The sequence below is a fragment of the Bradyrhizobium vignae genome (genome assembly GCF_004114425.1).
GTDB lineage: Bacteria > Pseudomonadota > Alphaproteobacteria > Rhizobiales > Xanthobacteraceae > Bradyrhizobium > Bradyrhizobium vignae.
Genome location: NZ_RDQF01000003.1, coordinates 1 through 15,518, shown reverse-complemented (window position 1 = coordinate 15,518; position 15,518 = coordinate 1). Strand labels below are relative to the sequence as shown.

Below are 15,518 nucleotides of genomic sequence, written 5' to 3'. Positions count from 1 at the left end.
TCGTCTATTCGTCGTCGCCGTCGGCCCGCCGGCGGAAGCGATCGATGTGGTGCTTGGCATCGGCAATCGCGGCATCGCGATCGGGCCAGGCGAAGCCGACTTCCATGGCAGGAAACAGCACGCCGTCGATGGCCACCGGGCTGAAATCGGCACGCCGGATCCGCGCGTGCCACAGCCCCTTGCCAGCTTCGAAGGATTCGATGTCAAAGCCGTCGTAAAGGGTCGTCATGAGTGTAGGTCCCACGTTTCTTTTCGGAGGATCAGGGGACCATGTTTGCGGATTTCAGAATGTGAAGCCGTTCACAAGCAGTCGGCTTTTTTGCCCGGGGGGGCCTCAACTCCGCGCCGCGGCGCGGCCAATCCGCCGCGGGCGGGCGGCGGGTTCCGACGCCGCTCGCATGATCCAGCGGCGGAACGCGGCAAAGTCGCGCTGCTCGGTCTGAAAGCTGCGATAGAGCAGGTACCAGCGCATGCCCTTAGGGACGGAGAGGTCGAACGGCGCCACCAGCCGGCCGGCGGCGAGGTCGTCGTCGATATAGGGGCGGATGCCCATGGCGATGCCGAGCCCGTCGGCGGCGGCCTGCAACGCCTGGCCGTAGAACTGGAACTCGGGCCCGCGCGCATTGATCCGCGCAGCGCCTGCGGCCTTCAGCCAGATCGGCCAGTCCTCGGCTGAGTGCGCGACGCGGATCAGGCTCGGTCCCTTCAAATCGGCCGGACGCTTCAGGCCGCCCGCGAGGCGGGGCACGCAGACGGGGGTGAGATCGCCGGCGAACAGCGGCTCCGCGACGAGACCGGGCCAGTCGCCGGTGCCGAGCTTGATGCCGCAGCTCCAGTCCTCGCCGAACGGCACCGCGGCGCCGCCGGTGGTGAAGCGCACCTCGATGTCGGGCTCCTCGCTGCGGAACTCCGACAGGCGCGGGATCAGCCAGCGCATCGCGAAGGTGTGGCCGACGCCGATGGTGAGCACGCGCACGCTGGCAGGCGCCGTCACCTGCGCGGTGAGGCTTGCCAGCGCATCGAAGATCGGGGTCAGTCCGCCCTGATAGGCGCGGCCGGCCTGCGTCAGCACCAGGCGGTTGGCCTTGCGCTCGAACAGCGCGACGCCTAGTCGCTCTTCGAGCAGATGCACCATGCGGCTGACGGCGGCCGCCGACACGCTCAGCTCCAGCCCGGCCGCAGCAAAGCTGCCGGTCCGCGCCGCCGCCTCGAACGCCTTGATGCCGTTGAGAAACAGCAGCCGCCGCAAATGATCCGCCCTCAGGAAAGCTGATGCCAGGCCAAGATAACTCAGTTTGCGCGAGAGGAGCAAGCGAGGCACGTTCTCCTTCGCCTTCCCCCAAGCGGGGCAAGGGGGAATTGGCAACTTGCGTCCCCAACCCACCGGCAGGAGATACCCTTCGTGGCGCCCATCATGATCGCTGCCCTCGGATTGCTGATGGTCGCCACCGCGTTCCTGTCGGGGCTGTTCGGCATGGCGGGCGGGCTGATCCTGATCGGCGTGCTCTTGGCCTTGATGCCGCTGCCGACAGCGATGGTACTGCACGCGATCACGCAGATGGCCTCGAACGGCTGGCGCGCGTTCCTGTGGCGGGCGCATATCCGCTGGCGGCCGGTCGCGAACTATATGGTCGGCGCCGCGGTCGCGCTCACGGCTTGGTCGCTCACCCGCTACGTGCCGGACAAGCCGACCGCGCTGCTGATGCTCGGCGCCACGCCGTTCATGGCGCGGCTGCTTCCCGCGAACATCAAGCCGGATCCCGACCGTCTCTGGCAGGGCACGGTCTATGGCACGATCTGCATGGGCTTGATGTTGATGACCGGCGTCTCCGGCCCGCTGCTCGACACCTTCTTCCTCGGCGGCGATTTCGGCCGGCGCGAGAAGGTCGCGACCAAGGCGATGTGCCAGCTCGTCAGCCATTTCACCAAGCTGGTCTATTTCGGCGGCATCATCGATCAGGCCGCGAGCCTCGATCCCGTGCTCGCCGGGGTCGCGATTCTCGCCTCGATGCTCGGCACCACGCTGGCACGGCGCATCCTCGAAGCCATGACCGACCAGCAATTCATCGCCTGGTCCAACAAGCTGATCACCACCATCGCCTGCTACTACATCGCCCATGGCGGCTGGCTGTTGCTTCGTGCGCCGGTGCTGGCCGCCTTCGACAGGGGAGGTTTGCAATGAGCGAGACCGTCGATCCGCTGGTGCTGGACTTCGTCGAATGGGTGGCGCGCGAGCCGCGCGCCTATGCCGAGGTGATCGCGACCTGGAAGACCTCTTGCCCGCGCCTCACGATCTGGGAGGACGCCGCCGACCGCGGCTACGTCGCCCGCGAGACGGTTGCCGGCCTCGGGCTGGTCATCGCGGTCACCAAGGACGGCGAGAAACTGCTGCGCACCAACGGGCGGTGAAGCGCTCGCTTTCTCGATGTCTCGCTGTCATCATCCGCGAAGGCGGATGATCCGGTAGACACCGGCGGCAGTGCATCTCACGACTGCCGCGGCGTACTGGATGCCCCGGAGAAGCCGGGGCATGACAACAGAATTTGGCGTGGACATCTCTCACCACATCGTCATTGCGAGCGCAAGCGAAGCAATCCAGAATGTCTTTCGCGGCGGCAGTCTTCGTCGCAACAGCTCCTCGCAATGACGGAGCGTGTGGAGACACCTTGCATGTCGCTCAAATTGTTCGAACTCGTCGGCACCGACCCCGCGCGCCCGTTCAGCCCGTATTGCTGGCGCACGCGGATGGCGCTGGCGCACAAGGGTCTATCGGCGGAATCACTGCCCTGGCGCTTCACCGAGAAGAGCGCGCTTGCCCCGCACGGCTCCGAGAAGGTCCCGGTGCTGTTGCACGACGACAAGCCAGTGGTCGATTCCTGGACCATCGCGACCTATCTCGAAGACAATTTCCCGGATCGCCCGTCGCTGTTCGGCGGCGAGGGCGGCCGCGCGATGGCGCGCATGATCAACGCATGGGGCGACATCGCCATCGTCGGCGGCATCTTTCCGCTGATTATCGCCGACATCCCGGCGAACCTTGCCGACGTCGACGCCGCCTATTTCCGCAAGTCGCGCGAGGCGCGCTTCGGCGGCAAGACCCTCGAGGAGATCATGGCGAGCCGCGATGCCGGCGTGGTCGCGTTCCGCAAATCTCTGGAGGTGATGCGGCAGACATTCAAGACGCAGCCCTTCATCGGCGGCAACGCGCCGAACTATGCCGACTACATCGTGTTCGGCGGATTCCAATGGGCACGCGTGGTCAGCCCGTTCAAGCTGCTGGAGGCGGATGATCCAGTCTACGCCTGGCGTGAAAAGCTGCTGGATGCGTTCGATGGCATGGCGCGCAAATCGCCCGGACATCAGGTGCAGGTTTCGTAGCCGGATGGCAGCGAAATCCGGGGATTGTGCCTGCAGAACGTTTCCGGATTACGCTTGCGCTCCGTCCGGGCTAGGCGCCTCCGCCGCCCTGCGCAGACACTCCCGGCACAGGCAGTCCTCGCCCTCGACCGGCATCGGCAGTCGCGCGGTTTCCTCCGCGCACCAGCAGTTGCCCGAGAGATCGCAGCCGAACTCGCTGCCGCAGCGGGAGCAGGCGAGGCGCCGTGGTTCCTGCAATGCGGGTTCTTTCGGATTTGTCATGATTTACGTCGAAGCTTCGCCGTCATTTTTCATGTCGGGTTCATCTGTCGCTCCGGTATATTAGAGCATGATCCGGAAAAGTGTGGAGCGGTTTTCCGAAAGGATCATGCTCGAACAATAACCTGGAGCGCGATGGTGATTCATCCTGATCCCATCGCGCTTCAGGCGCCGCGAACGTATCAGGAAAGCGGCTCCCAACGCGCGAAGGACAGATCGATGGCTCGCGATTCGCAAGCCGCCCTCATCGCACTCAACCGCTTCGGCTTCGGCGCCCGCGGCGGCGCATCGGGCGATCTCATCAACGCAGCATCCGACCCGCGCGGCTTCGTGAAGGCCGAGCTTGCGCGTCCCAATGGCGTGCTGCTGGAAGCGCCCGGACTGCAATCGACGCCGCAACTCGGTCAGGCCGTGTTCGCCTATCAGGACCAGGTCAAACAGGCGCGCGAGGCCGCCAAGGAAACTGCCAAAGCCGGGGGGCCCGCCGAAACGCCGGCACAAGCGCCTGCCGATCAGACGCCGGGGCTGCGCCGCAATCTCTCGCTGAACGCTGCGGCGGAGATCACCGGGCAGATGGCGGAGGCGAAGCCGACCGAGAACACCGCCAAGTCCGAGACCATGCAGCCCAACGCGGCCACGCCGCCTGCGGCAAAGCCGGCACCGCAGCCGCTCAACGTGATTCAAAAGATCTTTCGCGCCGAGGCGCTGGCACGCCTGCAGCGCGCGACGCTCGTCGATTGCGGCTTCACCGAGCGTCTCGTCGTGTTCTGGTCCAACCATTTCTGCATCTCCGCCGGCAAGGGCGAGCTGGCGCGGATCTGGGCCGGTTCCTTCGAGCGCGAGGCGATCAGGCCGCATGTGCTCGGGCGCTTCGCCGACATGCTGAGGGCGGTCGAGCAGCATCCGGCCATGCTGTTCTTCCTCGACAACCAGCAATCGCTCGGACCGGACTCGCGCGCGGGCCAAAACCGCAAGCGCGGGCTGAATGAAAATCTCGCGCGCGAGATCATGGAGCTGCATACGCTCGGCGTCGGCGGCGGCTACACGCAGGGCGACGTCACCTCGCTCGCGCGCATCATCACCGGCTGGACCTTTGCCGGACGGCAGGGGCAGTTGGGGGCACCCGGCTCCTTCGTCTTCAACGTCAACGCGCATCAGCCCGGGCCGCAAGTCCTGCTCGGCAAGACCTACGACGCCGCCGGGCTCGCACAGGGCGAAGCCGCGCTCGCCGACCTCGCGCGACATCCGTCGACCGCGAACTTCATCGCCACCAAATTCGCTCGGCACTTCGTCGCCGACGATCCGCCGCCGGTGCTCGTCGCGCGGCTGCGCGATGTCTTCGTCAAGACCGACGGCGATCTCAAGGCGCTCGCGACGGCGCTGGTCGATTCCGATGAGGCCTGGAAAGCGCCGCTGACCAAGATGCGCAGCCCTTACGATTTCCTGGTCGCGAGCGGCCGGCTGCTGGCGCGCGTGCCCGAGGATCCCGGGGTGTATCTCAACGGTCTCAACCTGCTCGGCCAGCCGCTGTGGTCGCCGGCAGGACCCAACGGTTTCCCCGATACCAGCGCCGCCTGGGCTGCGCCCGAAGGCATGAAGCTCAGGCTCGACATCGCCGCGCGGATCGGCGCGCGGCTCGGCAACAACATCGATCCGCTCGACCTGCTGGAGTTCGCAGCGGCGGACGCGGCCTCGACCGAAACGCGCCGCACCATCGAGCGTGCGGAGTCGCGGCAGCAGGCGCTGGCGCTGCTCTTGATGTCGCCGGAAATGCAGAGGAGATGATGATGACCGATTGCCTCGAGAACCGGCTCCTCACCACGCGCCGTGGCCTGCTGCTCGGCAGCGCCTCCTTTGCAGCCTGGGCTTACCTGCCGAAATTCGCCCGCGCGGCCGACGGGCGCGATCCGCGATTGATCGTGGTGATCCTGCGCGGCGCGCTGGACGGGCTCTCGACCGTCGCGCCGATCGGCGATCCCGATTATGCCGGCCTGCACGGATCGATCGCGCTCACGGCCGATGGAGCCCATCCCGCGATCATGCTCGACTCGTTCTTCGCCTTGCATCCGGCGATGCCGGAGTTCGCGCGCATGTATAGGGATCGGCATGCCGCGGTGATTCATGCGGTGGCGACGCCCTATCGCGACCGCTCGCATTTCGACGGTCAGGACGTGCTCGAAAGCGGCTATGCCGGCCCCGGCCGGGTGCAGTCCGGCTGGCTCAACCGCGCGCTGGAGGCGCTGCCGCGCGGCGAGCGCGTGTCGAGCGGCCTCGCGGTCGGGCCGACCACGCCGCTGGTGCTGCGCGGCAACGCGCCGACCGTCGGCTGGGCGTCGGTGGCGCTGCCGCAGGCCGACGACGACACCGCGATGCGGCTCGTCGAGCTCTATCGCCACCGCGATCCCGTTCTGGCCTCGGCGCTGTCGCAAGGCCTTCAGCTCGACAAGGTCGCGAGCGGCGACGACATGAAAGCGACGCGCGGCAACGCCGTCGCACAGATGCGCCAAGTGGCGCGCGGCGCCGCCAAACTGATGGCGGCCGATGACGGCCCGCGCATCGCCGCACTCGCCTTCGACGGTTGGGACACGCATGCCAATGAAGGCGGCCCGGTGGGGCGTCTCGCCTTCCTGCTCGGTGGGCTCGACGGCGCGCTCGCCGAATTCGAAAGCTGCTTGGGCAATCGCTGGCGCGACACCATCGTGGTCGTTGCCACCGAGTTCGGCCGCACCGCGCGCATCAACGGCACCGACGGCACCGATCACGGCACCGGCACGATCGCGCTGCTCGCCGGCGGCGCCGTGAAAGGCGGCCGCGTCATCTCGGACTGGCCGGGCCTCAAGCTCGCGAACCTGTATGAGAGCCGCGACCTCAAGCCAACGACGGATCTGCGCTCCGTGATCAAGGGCGTGCTGCAGGACCAGTTCGGCCTGTCGGATCGTGTGCTGGCGGAGACGGTGTTTCCGGACAGCGCAAGCGCAAGGCCGATGAAGGGGCTTGCGGCTTAGCTGTCATTCCGGGCCGTGCGAAGCGCGAACCCGGAATCCATCTCTCCACACTTTCTGCAGAAAAATGGATTCCGGGCCCGCGCCTTGCGGCGCATCCCGGAATGACGAAATATCGGCGGAGCATCAGGAGAACCACCCCATGTACATCGCCATGAACCGCTTCCGTGTCGCCAAGGGCTCCGAGGCCGCCTTCGAGCAGGTCTGGCTCACGCGCGATACCCATCTCGACAAGGTGCCAGGCTTCATCGAATTCCATCTGCTGCGCGGGCCGGAAGCCGAGGATCACACGCTGTACGCTTCGCACACGGTCTGGGCGAACCACGCAGCCTTCGAGGCCTGGACCAAGTCGGAGGCGTTTCGCGCGGCGCATCACCGGGCCGGCGACAACAAGCCGCTTTATCTCGGCCATCCTCAGTTCGAGGGATTCGAGGTCATGCAGACGGTGGGGCGCGGCGCGAAGTGACGCTGTCGCAAAAAAATGCGGCCCCTGTCAGACGCGGCGACTGACGGGGACCGCTTGGGCGCTTGATCGGAGACGGGGGGCCTGACCAGACGCAGGGGCAGCCTAACCTTGCTATGTTACGCGCGGGTGACAGGCGGAGTTATCCACAGGACCCCACGGCACAGGACTCAGAAGATCTTGCGATAGACGATGAAGCCGGAGCGCTCTGCGACCTTGTCGTACAGGCGCTGCGCCGTGAGATTGGTCTCATGTGTCTGCCAGTAGACGCGCGGCGATCCCGCAAGTTTTGCCCGCTCGTAGACGCCTAGGATCAGCGCCGAGGCGACACCCTTGCCGCGCGCCGCCTCGAGCGTGAACAGGTCCTGCAAATAGCAGGACGGCTCGATCGCGGTGGTGCTGCGATGAAACAGATAATGCGTCAGCCCGAGCAGGCGGCCGCCGTCCTCGGCGACCAGCGCGTGCATCGGCTCGTAGGCATCGAAGAAGCGCTGCCACGTCATGCGCGTGATCTCGGGCGCGAGCGCGGTCGGACCGGAGCGGCCGTAGAAGGCGTTGTAGCCGTCCCACAGCGGCAGCCATTGATCGTAATCCTGCCTGGTGACGGCGCGAATGGTGAGGGGCATGTGAATTTCCGCGATCAATCAAGTGCCCTTCATACGTGATGATCGGTGCAGCAATCAATCGCGCTGTCAGTTGGGCACGAAGAGGATTGGCTAGCTCAGGATTCGGTTCACCTCTGCCCGTCGGGGAGAGGTGAACCCCGAGCGCCGCCAGTGCTTGCGTTCGACCCTGTTCTACTCCGCGAAGCGCAGATACCGGATCAGCTTGCGGCTCGCGGGGTCGCGCAGCGAGCGGTAGTAGTCGGCGCGCGACGGCGCGTCGGTGTGGCGCACGAGGTCGGTCACCGGGGTGTAGCTCAGCATCCGTCCGCCGTCGGGCAGCGCGGTGCAGACGAAGCGCAGCACCTCGCCGCTGCGCAATTTGATGTTGATCGGCGTGGCATCGCCGACCCGCACCATCTCCATGCGCTGCGCGATGAAGGTGCCGAGCTCGTCCGCGGGCAGCTCGAACGCGCCGGTGTCGCGGCCGTGATACATCAGCGCGATGAAGGGCGGCTTGCCGTCGGCGATCTCGTCCGGCACCCCAAAATAATCGCGGAACGCGCGGTTGATGAATTCGGCCCGGGTCTCGGCATCGAGCAGCACGATGCCGATATCGATCTGGTCGAGCGCGGCCGACAGCCGCGCGGCCGTGGCGTGGCTCCGGCGTTCGGCCGCGAATGTGCGGAGCAGCCGCTCGCGCATCAGGCCGGTGATGCCGGCCGTGCCGGCGGCCGTGATGGCCAGGAGCCCGAGCCGGATCAGATCGGCGGGCCCATAGCCGGACACGCCCTGGCGGCTGAGGAAGAACAGCGCCGTGCCGATCACCGCGACGACCGCGGTCGTCGTCGCGGCGGCGAGACCCGCGAGCGCGCCGGCGAGAGCCACGATGCAGACGAACAGCGGCGCGGGCGAGGGCGTGGGGATGAAGCGGTCGAAAAGCAGTGCCAGCAGCAGGGCTGTTGCCGTCAACGCCGGACCGCAGATCGCGCGCCATCCGAACCGCATGGACCAGTCTCGCTCCTTCCGAACGATGTAAGGCCGCAACACTGAGTGATTGTTGCGCGAGCGCGATGCGATTTCGTGCGGTGTGCTTAAGGCGCGCTTGCGTGCAAGCGCAGGGTTTTCGGATGATTTTAGACCATATGCGCGTGCTTGACGCGCTGTTGCAGCGTCGGCGCATTCAGCGTCGATGTCCCCGCGCCCTTGCGCGTGCCGACGATGATCAGCAGCGATGCCGCGACCAGGATGGCCGCAGTCAGGGTGATTGCAACGACTACCACAGGTGATTTCATCGACGTCCTGTCGCAATGCCGGTCGGCGCGGGCCCCGTGGCGCCCTGAAGGCTGGTCCAGGATGAAACGGGAATCAGACCGGCAGGCCCATCGCCATGGTCGCCTTGGTCGACAGCACCGTCAGGGTGACGATCAGGCACAGCGAGAGCGCGGCGACGGCGAGCGAGGCCGCGACCGCATGGGTGAGCCGGGAAGACGCGACGGTAGCGGATGGGCTTTGAAAGCCTGCCGTGCCGGACGCCCGCATCATTGGTCTAAATCCTTCAACACGCGAGCGAATCACCCGCGATTTTCCGGAAATTCCCAGTTTCAACCGGCAATATTGCGGCGGCGATCGCGCTGAAAGTGGCGGGATTGCGGCAAAGGCGGTCCTTATGCCCGCTATTCGCCGGAGCCGGTCGCGCCGTCAGGCGCCCGCCGCGATGCTGGCGGGGTCGTCGATGTCGGCCGGGCGCCAGTCCATCGTCACGAATCCGGGCGTGGCTTCGACGCGTTTCAGCCAGTCCCGGATCGCCGGGAAGGTCGAAAGATCGAAGTCGCAGCGGTCGGCGAGGTGGGTGTAGCCGTACAGCGCGATGTCGGCCACCGTGAGCTGGCGCGCGGCGAAATAGGCGTTGGTCTTGAGATGGTTCTCCATCACCTGGAGCGCGCCATAGCCGCGCTCCATCCAGTCCTCCAGCGAATGGGTCTGGAGATCGCGGCCGCCCTTGACCAGCGACAGCCAGAAATAGGCCGCGCCGATGTTCGGCTCGAGCGCGTGCTGCTCGAAGAACATCCATTGCAGCGCCTCGGCGCGGTCGATGCGGTTCTCCGGTGCGAGCGGCGTACCGACGGCGACGTACCAGAGGATGGCGTTGGACTCGGCGAGATAGCGGTTCTCGCCGACCTCGAGCAGCGGCACCTGCCCCGAGGGGTTCTTGCTCAGAAAATCCGGCGTGCGGCTCTCGCCGCGCAGAATGTCCACCTCCACCGCTTCGTAAGGCAGGTTGAGCAGCGCCAGCGCAAGGCGGACCTTGTAGCTGTTGCCCGAGCGTTGCATCGAATAGAGCTTGTACATTCTGGGGTTCGAATCCGAGGACGGGAAGACGCGGCGCTCGTTGCCCCGCGAGGCGGCTAAACAATGATGCCGATGCGAATCCGCCGCAAGAGCCAGCCAATAGAAAAACTCGAAAACCCTACCGCACTGCAATGCTGCGGAAGATCATTTCCGCGCGACGATGCAATTCAGTTCACGCTTGCGTCAACGCGGGCAGGCATTGCGCCGCGCATGAGCGAGAGACGGTTGAGCGATTGAGTTAGGTCGCTGCCATAGAATCAGCACGCCGTCATGCCCGGGCTTGTCCAGGGCATCCACATTCTTTGCGCCGTTTGGCAGGACGTGGATGGCCGGGACGAGCCCGGCCATGACGGTGCAGAAACAGCGCCACGCGCAAGCAAAATTGCTCCGAGGACAGGCCTTGCCGGATATGAGGGATTTGGCCGGCAAAGTTGCGCAATATTGCGGAAAATCGCACCTTGAGACGGTCGAAAATCATAAACTTTTCCGAGATCGGGCCGAAGTTTCTTGCGGCGCAGCGGCACACGTTTTAGGGTAGCTCATTCCCACAATCAGAGTCGTGAGGCGAAAGGCTTCACGACGCTTGTCAGGAGATGACGATGTCCTTCCTTGCCGCTGCGCTCGACCGTGTGAAGCCGTCCGCGACCATCGCGGTCACGGACAAAGCACGCGCGCTGAAAGCGGCGGGGCGCAACGTCATCGGCCTCGGTGCCGGCGAGCCCGATTTCGATACGCCCGCCAACATCAAGCTGGCAGCGATCCGCGCCATCGAGGCCGGCAAGACCAAGTACACCGCGGTCGACGGCATCCCCGAGCTGAAGGAAGCCATCATCGCCAAGTTTCAGCGCGAGAATGGCGTGGCCTACAAGCCGAACCAGATCATCGTCGGCACCGGCGGCAAGCAGGTGCTCTACAACGCGCTGATGGCGACCATCAATCCGGGCGACGAGGTGATCATTCCCGCACCGTACTGGGTCAGCTACCCTGAAATGGTCGCGCTCGCCGGCGGCGAGCCGGTGCCGGTGGTCTGCCCTGCCGGAACCGGTTTCAAGCTGCAGGCGGAGGCGCTCGAGCGCGCGATCACGCCGAAGACCAAATGGGTCATCCTGTGCTCGCCGTCGAACCCGACGGGGGCCGCCTACACCAAGTCGGAGCTGAAGGCGCTCACCGATGTGCTGATGAAGCATCCCCATGTCTGGGTGATGACCGACGACATGTACGAGCATCTCGTCTATGACGACTTCCAGTTCACCACCGTCGCACAGGTCGAGCCCGGCCTCTACGACCGCACGCTCACCGTGAACGGCGTCTCCAAGGCGTATTGCATGACCGGCTGGCGCATTGGCTATGCCGGCGGTCCGGCGCATCTCATCAAGGCGATGGCGACCATTCAGTCGCAATCGACCTCGAACCCGTGCTCGATCGCGCAGTGGGCCTCGGTCGAGGCGCTGAACGGTCCGCAGGAGTTCATCCCCGCCAACAACAAGGTGTTCAAGGAGCGCCGCGACCTCGTCGTCTCCATGCTCAACCAGGCGAACGGCATCGAGTGCCCGCGTCCCGAGGGTGCGTTCTACGTCTATCCCTCCTGCGCCGGTACCATCGGCAAGAAGGCGCCGTCGGGCAACGTGATCGGCAATGACGAGCAGTTCGTCACCGAGCTCTTGGAGACCGAAGGCGTCGCCGTGGTGCAGGGTTCGGCCTTCGGCCTCGGCCCGGCCTTCCGCATCTCTTACGCGACCAAGACCTCGGACCTCGAAGACGCCTGCAAGCGCATCCAGCGCTTCTGCGGCAACCTGCGCTGAGCCGAGGACAGTGTGCGAATTGAAAAGGCCCGCTTCGGCGGGCCTTTCTTGTTGTGTTTCGATAAGCGGAGTCGGATGGACTTTTGCTCTGGTCGGCGTTGTGCCCGGCCCCTCACCCGGATCACATCTGCGACGACTGTAAGGGACGCACGTCTCTCTCGCTCCCTCGCCCATTCTTACTGGGAGAGGGTGGGGCGAGGGGCCTCTCTCCGCGAATTCGATTCTAAACGCGTCCGATCTGGCAGCCACAACGCTCTTGTGGCATAGACGATCGCGCGGCGTGTGCCGCGTCCTTCCTGCTTGCATCCCATTCATCGCCGGAGACATTCATGCGCCGTTCGTTCGTCCTTGCCGGGCTCGCCGCCGTCAGCCTCCTTGCCTCCGTCGGGAGCAGCGGCGCGCAGCAGCAGCGGATGGTCCGGGTCGGCGTGCTCGAATGCCGCGGCGGCGCCAGCGTCGGCTTCATCGTGGGATCGGTGACCAATCTCGGCTGCGTGCTGCGCGCCGACGGCTTGCCTGAGGACCGCTACGTCGCGACCATCCGTAAAGTGGGCCTCGACATCGGCATCACCCAGGAGACCTCGCTCGCCTGGGGCGTGTTCGCGCCGGTCGACCGGCTCGGCCCCGGCGATCTCTCCGGCAATTACGCCGGCGCGCAGGGCAGCGCCTCGGTTGGCGTCGGCCTCGGCGGCAACGTGCTGGTCGGCGGCTCCAACAACGCGATCGCGCTCCAGCCGCTCAGCGTGCAGGGCCAGGTCGGCCTCAACGTCGCCGCCGGTCTCGAAAGCCTGGAACTCCGCCCGGGCCGTTGAGCGCCGTCAATTCTAATTGACTGAAGAGGCTCTCGTTCACCTCTCCCGAAGGGAGAGGTCGGATCGCATCGAGGGATGCGATCCGGGTGAGGGGTTACGGTCTCACCAAAAGCTGCCGCCCCTCACCCGGATTGCTGCGCAATCCGACCTCTCCCCGTCGGGGAGAGGCAGAACGCCGGACTCGAAGCCACATCTGGTCTCAACCGTCATCAAGACTTACTGACGACGCACCGCAGCGACGTTTGATGCTTGCCAAACCTCGGGGACGGGCAGAGCATCAATGCTTGCCGACCCAATCATGGGCCGAGCTCCACACAAAGGAGGCGGCGAATGGGACAAGACGTCAGAAGTCCCCGAGGTCCACGGTGCATTGCGCTGGTGGGCCCTTTCCAAAGCGGTAAAACCACACTTCTCGAAGCAATCCTGGCGCGAACGGGCGCAATCCCGCGCGCCGGCAGCGTCGACGCCGGAACTTCCGTTGGCGACGCCACGCCAGAGGCCCGTCAACACAAGATGACCGTCGGGCTGACTGCCGCGACCACGAGTTTCATGGGCGACAGCTACACCTTCCTCGATTGTCCCGGTTCCGTCGAGTTTGCCCACGACATGCGCGCCGCGCTTCCCGCGGTCGACGCCGCCATCGTGGTCTGTGAGGCCGACGAGAAGAAGCTGCCGCAGCTTCAGATCATCCTGCGCGAGCTGGAGGAGCTGAAGATCCCGCGTTTCCTGTTCCTCAACAAGATCGATCGCGCCAGCCAGCGCATCCGCGAGACCCTCGCGATGCTGCAGCCCGCCTCGCGCGTACCGCTGGTGCTGCGCCAGATCCCGATCTGGAAGGGCGAGCTGATCGAGGGCTTCGTCGATCTCGCGCTGGAGCGCGCCTTCGTCTATCGCGAGCACAAGGCCTCCGAGGTGATCGCGCTCGAAGGCGGCGATCTCGACCGCGAGAAGGAAGCCCGCTTCTCGATGCTGGAGAAGCTCGCCGACCACGACGATGCGCTGATGGAGCAGCTGCTCGAGGACATCCAGCCGCCGCGCGATGCCGTGTTCGACGATCTCGCCCGCGAATTGCGCGAGGGACTGATTTGCCCGGTGCTGTTAGGGTCTGCCTTGCGCGAGAACGGCGTGTTGCGCCTGATGAAGGCGCTGCGCCACGAGGCGCCCGGTGTCGCGGAGACCGCAAAACGTCTCGGCGTTCCCGAAACCAAGGATGCACTCGGCTACGTCTTCAAGACACTGCATTCGCAGCATGGCGGAAAGCTGTCGCTGACGCGGCTGCTCGCCGGCCATCTCGACGACGGCGCCACGCTGCAATCGTCCTCCGGCGGTGCAGGGCGCATCTCCGGCATCCTCGCCGTCAACGGCGCCTACGACACCAAGCGTGCCACCGCCGATCTCGGCGACACCGTGGCGCTCGCCAAGCTCGATCCCGTGAAGACCGGCGACACGGTCTCAAATGGCAAGACGCCGCCCGCGGCATTGATCGCAATCGAGCCGACGCCGCCGGTGCTCGCGATCTCGATCGCGGCGACCGATCGCAAGGATGACGTCAAGCTCGGCCAGGCGATGATGCGGCTGCACGAGGAGGATCCGTCGCTTGTCGTCGTGCAGAACGCCAAGACCCACGACACCGTGCTGTGGGGGCAGGGCGAGATGCATCTGCGCGTCGCCGGCGAGCGGCTGCGCGACCGCTTCGGCGTCAAGGTCACCTCGCATCCTCCCGCGATCGGCTATCAGGAGACCATCCGCAAGCCGATCACCCAGCGCGGACGCCACAAGAAGCAGTCCGGTGGCCATGGCCAGTTCGGCGACGTCGTGCTCGACATCAGGCCGTTGCCCCGCGGCGACGGCTTCAAGTTCGCCGAGACGGTGGTGGGTGGCGCGGTGCCGCGCAACTACATCCCGGCGGTGGAGGAAGGCGTCATTGATGGGCTGGCGCGCGGCCCGCTCGGTTTCCCCGTCACCGACGTGCAGGTGACACTGACCGACGGCTCCTATCACAGCGTCGATAGTTCCGACCTCGCCTTCCGCACGGCGGCGCGGATCGGCCTCAACGAGGGCCTGCCGCAATGTCAGCCGGTGCTGCTGGAGCCGATCCACGTGGTCGAGATCGTCTGCCCGACCGACGCCACGGCCAAGATCAACGCGATCCTGTCGGCGCGGCGCGGACAGATCCTCGGCTTCGATACGCGCGACGGCTGGAGCGGCTGGGACTGCGTCCGCGCCATGATGCCGGAAGCCGAGATCGGCGAACTGATCGTGGAGCTGCGCTCGGCCACCGCCGGCGCCGGCAGCTTCACGCGCCAGTTCGACCACATGGCCGAGGTCACCGGCCGCGCCGCCGACCAGATCATCGCCGCGCATCAGCACGCGGCGTGATACGTAAGTCTCCGCTCTCTCACTCCCTCTCCTCGTCCTTATGGGGAGAGGGTGGAGGGCTGTCTCTTCGCGTGCGGCGTTTCATGTAGGTCGCGCCCCATCCACACGTCATTGCGAGCGCAGTGAAGCAATTCAGAGTCGTTCCGCGGAGGGATTCTGGATCGCTTCGCAGAGCCTGTCATCGGGCCGCGCTTCGCGCGGACCCGTTGGCTCGCAATTGTGCATGTTCAATAATTCGCTGATTGGATCGCTGCAGCGGAGGAACGATCCGATGCGAGACAACAGCTATGACCGAACGGTTGAACGCAACTATCTGCAGAAGTGGCGTTTTCTGATTTCGGAATATGAGGCGGTGAAGGCTGGCCGATCGCCGCTGTTCAAGCGGGTCGGCGACTTCTACCGGCACCACGGGACCTGCTCGCAGACGTTCCGCAAGTATTACAATCGCTATCTGCAGAGCGGCGAGGACG

At 65.6% G+C, this 15,518-nt stretch carries 19 protein-coding genes; 11 read left to right on the top strand and 8 right to left on the bottom strand.

All coding sequences use genetic code 11. The features are described 5' to 3' along the window. Nucleotides 1-4: 4 nt before the first annotated feature. Both EAV90_RS02965 and EAV90_RS02960 read right to left on the bottom strand, forming a co-directional pair. On the bottom strand, nt 5-229 hold the full coding sequence (locus EAV90_RS02965; RefSeq protein ID WP_035710417.1) for a hypothetical protein: 225 nt from the start codon (nt 227-229) through the stop codon (nt 5-7). A 105-nt stretch (nt 230-334) separates the two neighbouring features. Next, complete coding sequence (locus EAV90_RS02960) at nt 335-1,249, bottom strand: LysR substrate-binding domain-containing protein (protein WP_129142667.1); 915 nt, start codon at nt 1,247-1,249, stop codon at nt 335-337. A gap of 153 nt (nt 1,250-1,402) precedes the next feature. Here EAV90_RS02960 and EAV90_RS02955 point away from each other — a divergent pair, with 153 nt between their 5' ends. From EAV90_RS02955 to EAV90_RS02945, 3 genes are all read left to right on the top strand, one after another. Beyond that, complete coding sequence (locus EAV90_RS02955; RefSeq protein WP_129142553.1) at nt 1,403-2,182, top strand: sulfite exporter TauE/SafE family protein; 780 nt, start codon at nt 1,403-1,405, stop codon at nt 2,180-2,182. After that, complete coding sequence (locus tag EAV90_RS02950; RefSeq protein ID WP_122401023.1) at nt 2,179-2,409, top strand: hypothetical protein; 231 nt, start codon at nt 2,179-2,181, stop codon at nt 2,407-2,409. The genes EAV90_RS02955 and EAV90_RS02950 overlap by 4 nt, the downstream gene beginning before the upstream one ends. 261 nt (nt 2,410-2,670) lie before the next feature. Continuing rightward, on the top strand, nt 2,671-3,378 hold the full coding sequence (locus tag EAV90_RS02945) for a glutathione S-transferase family protein (RefSeq protein ID WP_129142552.1): 708 nt from the start codon (nt 2,671-2,673) through the stop codon (nt 3,376-3,378). A 48-nt stretch (nt 3,379-3,426) separates the two neighbouring features. Here the strand turns inward: EAV90_RS02945 and EAV90_RS40350 are convergent, their stop codons facing one another. Next, a complete protein-coding gene (locus EAV90_RS40350; RefSeq protein WP_122401026.1) occupies nt 3,427-3,639 on the bottom strand; it encodes a cysteine-rich CWC family protein in 213 nt (70 codons plus the stop codon). A gap of 216 nt (nt 3,640-3,855) precedes the next feature. Here EAV90_RS40350 and EAV90_RS02935 point away from each other — a divergent pair, with 216 nt between their 5' ends. The 3 genes from EAV90_RS02935 to hmuQ all read left to right on the top strand — a co-directional run bounded on the left by EAV90_RS02935 (nt 3,856) and on the right by hmuQ (nt 7,104). Next, the gene (locus EAV90_RS02935) at nt 3,856-5,421 is read left to right on the top strand and encodes a DUF1800 domain-containing protein (protein WP_164936751.1); all 1,566 of its coding nucleotides are present in this window, start codon (nt 3,856-3,858) and stop codon (nt 5,419-5,421) included. Nucleotides 5,422-5,423: 2 nt separating this feature from the next. Next, nucleotides 5,424-6,641 (top strand): DUF1501 domain-containing protein, encoded by a 1,218-nt coding sequence (locus tag EAV90_RS02930; protein WP_164936750.1) that lies wholly within the window; start codon nt 5,424-5,426, stop codon nt 6,639-6,641. A 139-nt stretch (nt 6,642-6,780) separates the two neighbouring features. Continuing rightward, complete coding sequence (hmuQ, locus tag EAV90_RS02925; protein ID WP_122401029.1) at nt 6,781-7,104, top strand: heme-degrading protein HmuQ; 324 nt, start codon at nt 6,781-6,783, stop codon at nt 7,102-7,104. Nucleotides 7,105-7,271: 167 nt separating this feature from the next. Here hmuQ and EAV90_RS02920 read toward each other — a convergent pair whose 3' ends face one another. From EAV90_RS02920 to EAV90_RS02905, 5 genes are all read right to left on the bottom strand, one after another. After that, complete coding sequence (locus EAV90_RS02920; protein ID WP_129142549.1) at nt 7,272-7,727, bottom strand: GNAT family N-acetyltransferase; 456 nt, start codon at nt 7,725-7,727, stop codon at nt 7,272-7,274. Nucleotides 7,728-7,898: 171 nt separating this feature from the next. Then, complete coding sequence (locus tag EAV90_RS02915) at nt 7,899-8,711, bottom strand: PAS-domain containing protein (RefSeq protein WP_129142548.1); 813 nt, start codon at nt 8,709-8,711, stop codon at nt 7,899-7,901. 128 nt (nt 8,712-8,839) lie between these two features. Continuing rightward, entirely contained in the window at nt 8,840-8,998 is a 159-nt protein-coding gene (locus EAV90_RS02910) for a hypothetical protein (RefSeq protein ID WP_122401031.1), read from the bottom strand. A gap of 73 nt (nt 8,999-9,071) precedes the next feature. Next, nucleotides 9,072-9,248 (bottom strand): hypothetical protein, encoded by a 177-nt coding sequence (locus EAV90_RS39240; protein ID WP_162832045.1) that lies wholly within the window; start codon nt 9,246-9,248, stop codon nt 9,072-9,074. A gap of 156 nt (nt 9,249-9,404) precedes the next feature. Then, the gene (locus tag EAV90_RS02905) at nt 9,405-10,055 is read right to left on the bottom strand and encodes a glutathione S-transferase family protein (protein ID WP_122401032.1); all 651 of its coding nucleotides are present in this window, start codon (nt 10,053-10,055) and stop codon (nt 9,405-9,407) included. 346 nt (nt 10,056-10,401) lie between these two features. Here EAV90_RS02905 and EAV90_RS39235 point away from each other — a divergent pair, with 346 nt between their 5' ends. The 5 genes from EAV90_RS39235 to EAV90_RS02880 all read left to right on the top strand — a co-directional run. Beyond that, a complete protein-coding gene (locus tag EAV90_RS39235; protein ID WP_164936749.1) occupies nt 10,402-10,593 on the top strand; it encodes a hypothetical protein in 192 nt (63 codons plus the stop codon). A gap of 61 nt (nt 10,594-10,654) precedes the next feature. Further along, the gene (locus EAV90_RS02895) at nt 10,655-11,857 is read left to right on the top strand and encodes a pyridoxal phosphate-dependent aminotransferase (RefSeq protein WP_122406393.1); all 1,203 of its coding nucleotides are present in this window, start codon (nt 10,655-10,657) and stop codon (nt 11,855-11,857) included. Nucleotides 11,858-12,186: 329 nt separating this feature from the next. Beyond that, entirely contained in the window at nt 12,187-12,669 is a 483-nt protein-coding gene (locus EAV90_RS02890; protein WP_129142546.1) for a DUF992 domain-containing protein, read from the top strand. Nucleotides 12,670-12,999: 330 nt separating this feature from the next. Beyond that, the gene (locus EAV90_RS02885; protein WP_129142545.1) at nt 13,000-15,048 is read left to right on the top strand and encodes an elongation factor G; all 2,049 of its coding nucleotides are present in this window, start codon (nt 13,000-13,002) and stop codon (nt 15,046-15,048) included. 271 nt (nt 15,049-15,319) lie between these two features. Then, nucleotides 15,320-15,518: hypothetical protein (locus EAV90_RS02880; protein WP_164936748.1), on the top strand; the 199-nt coding region annotated here is incomplete at its 3' end.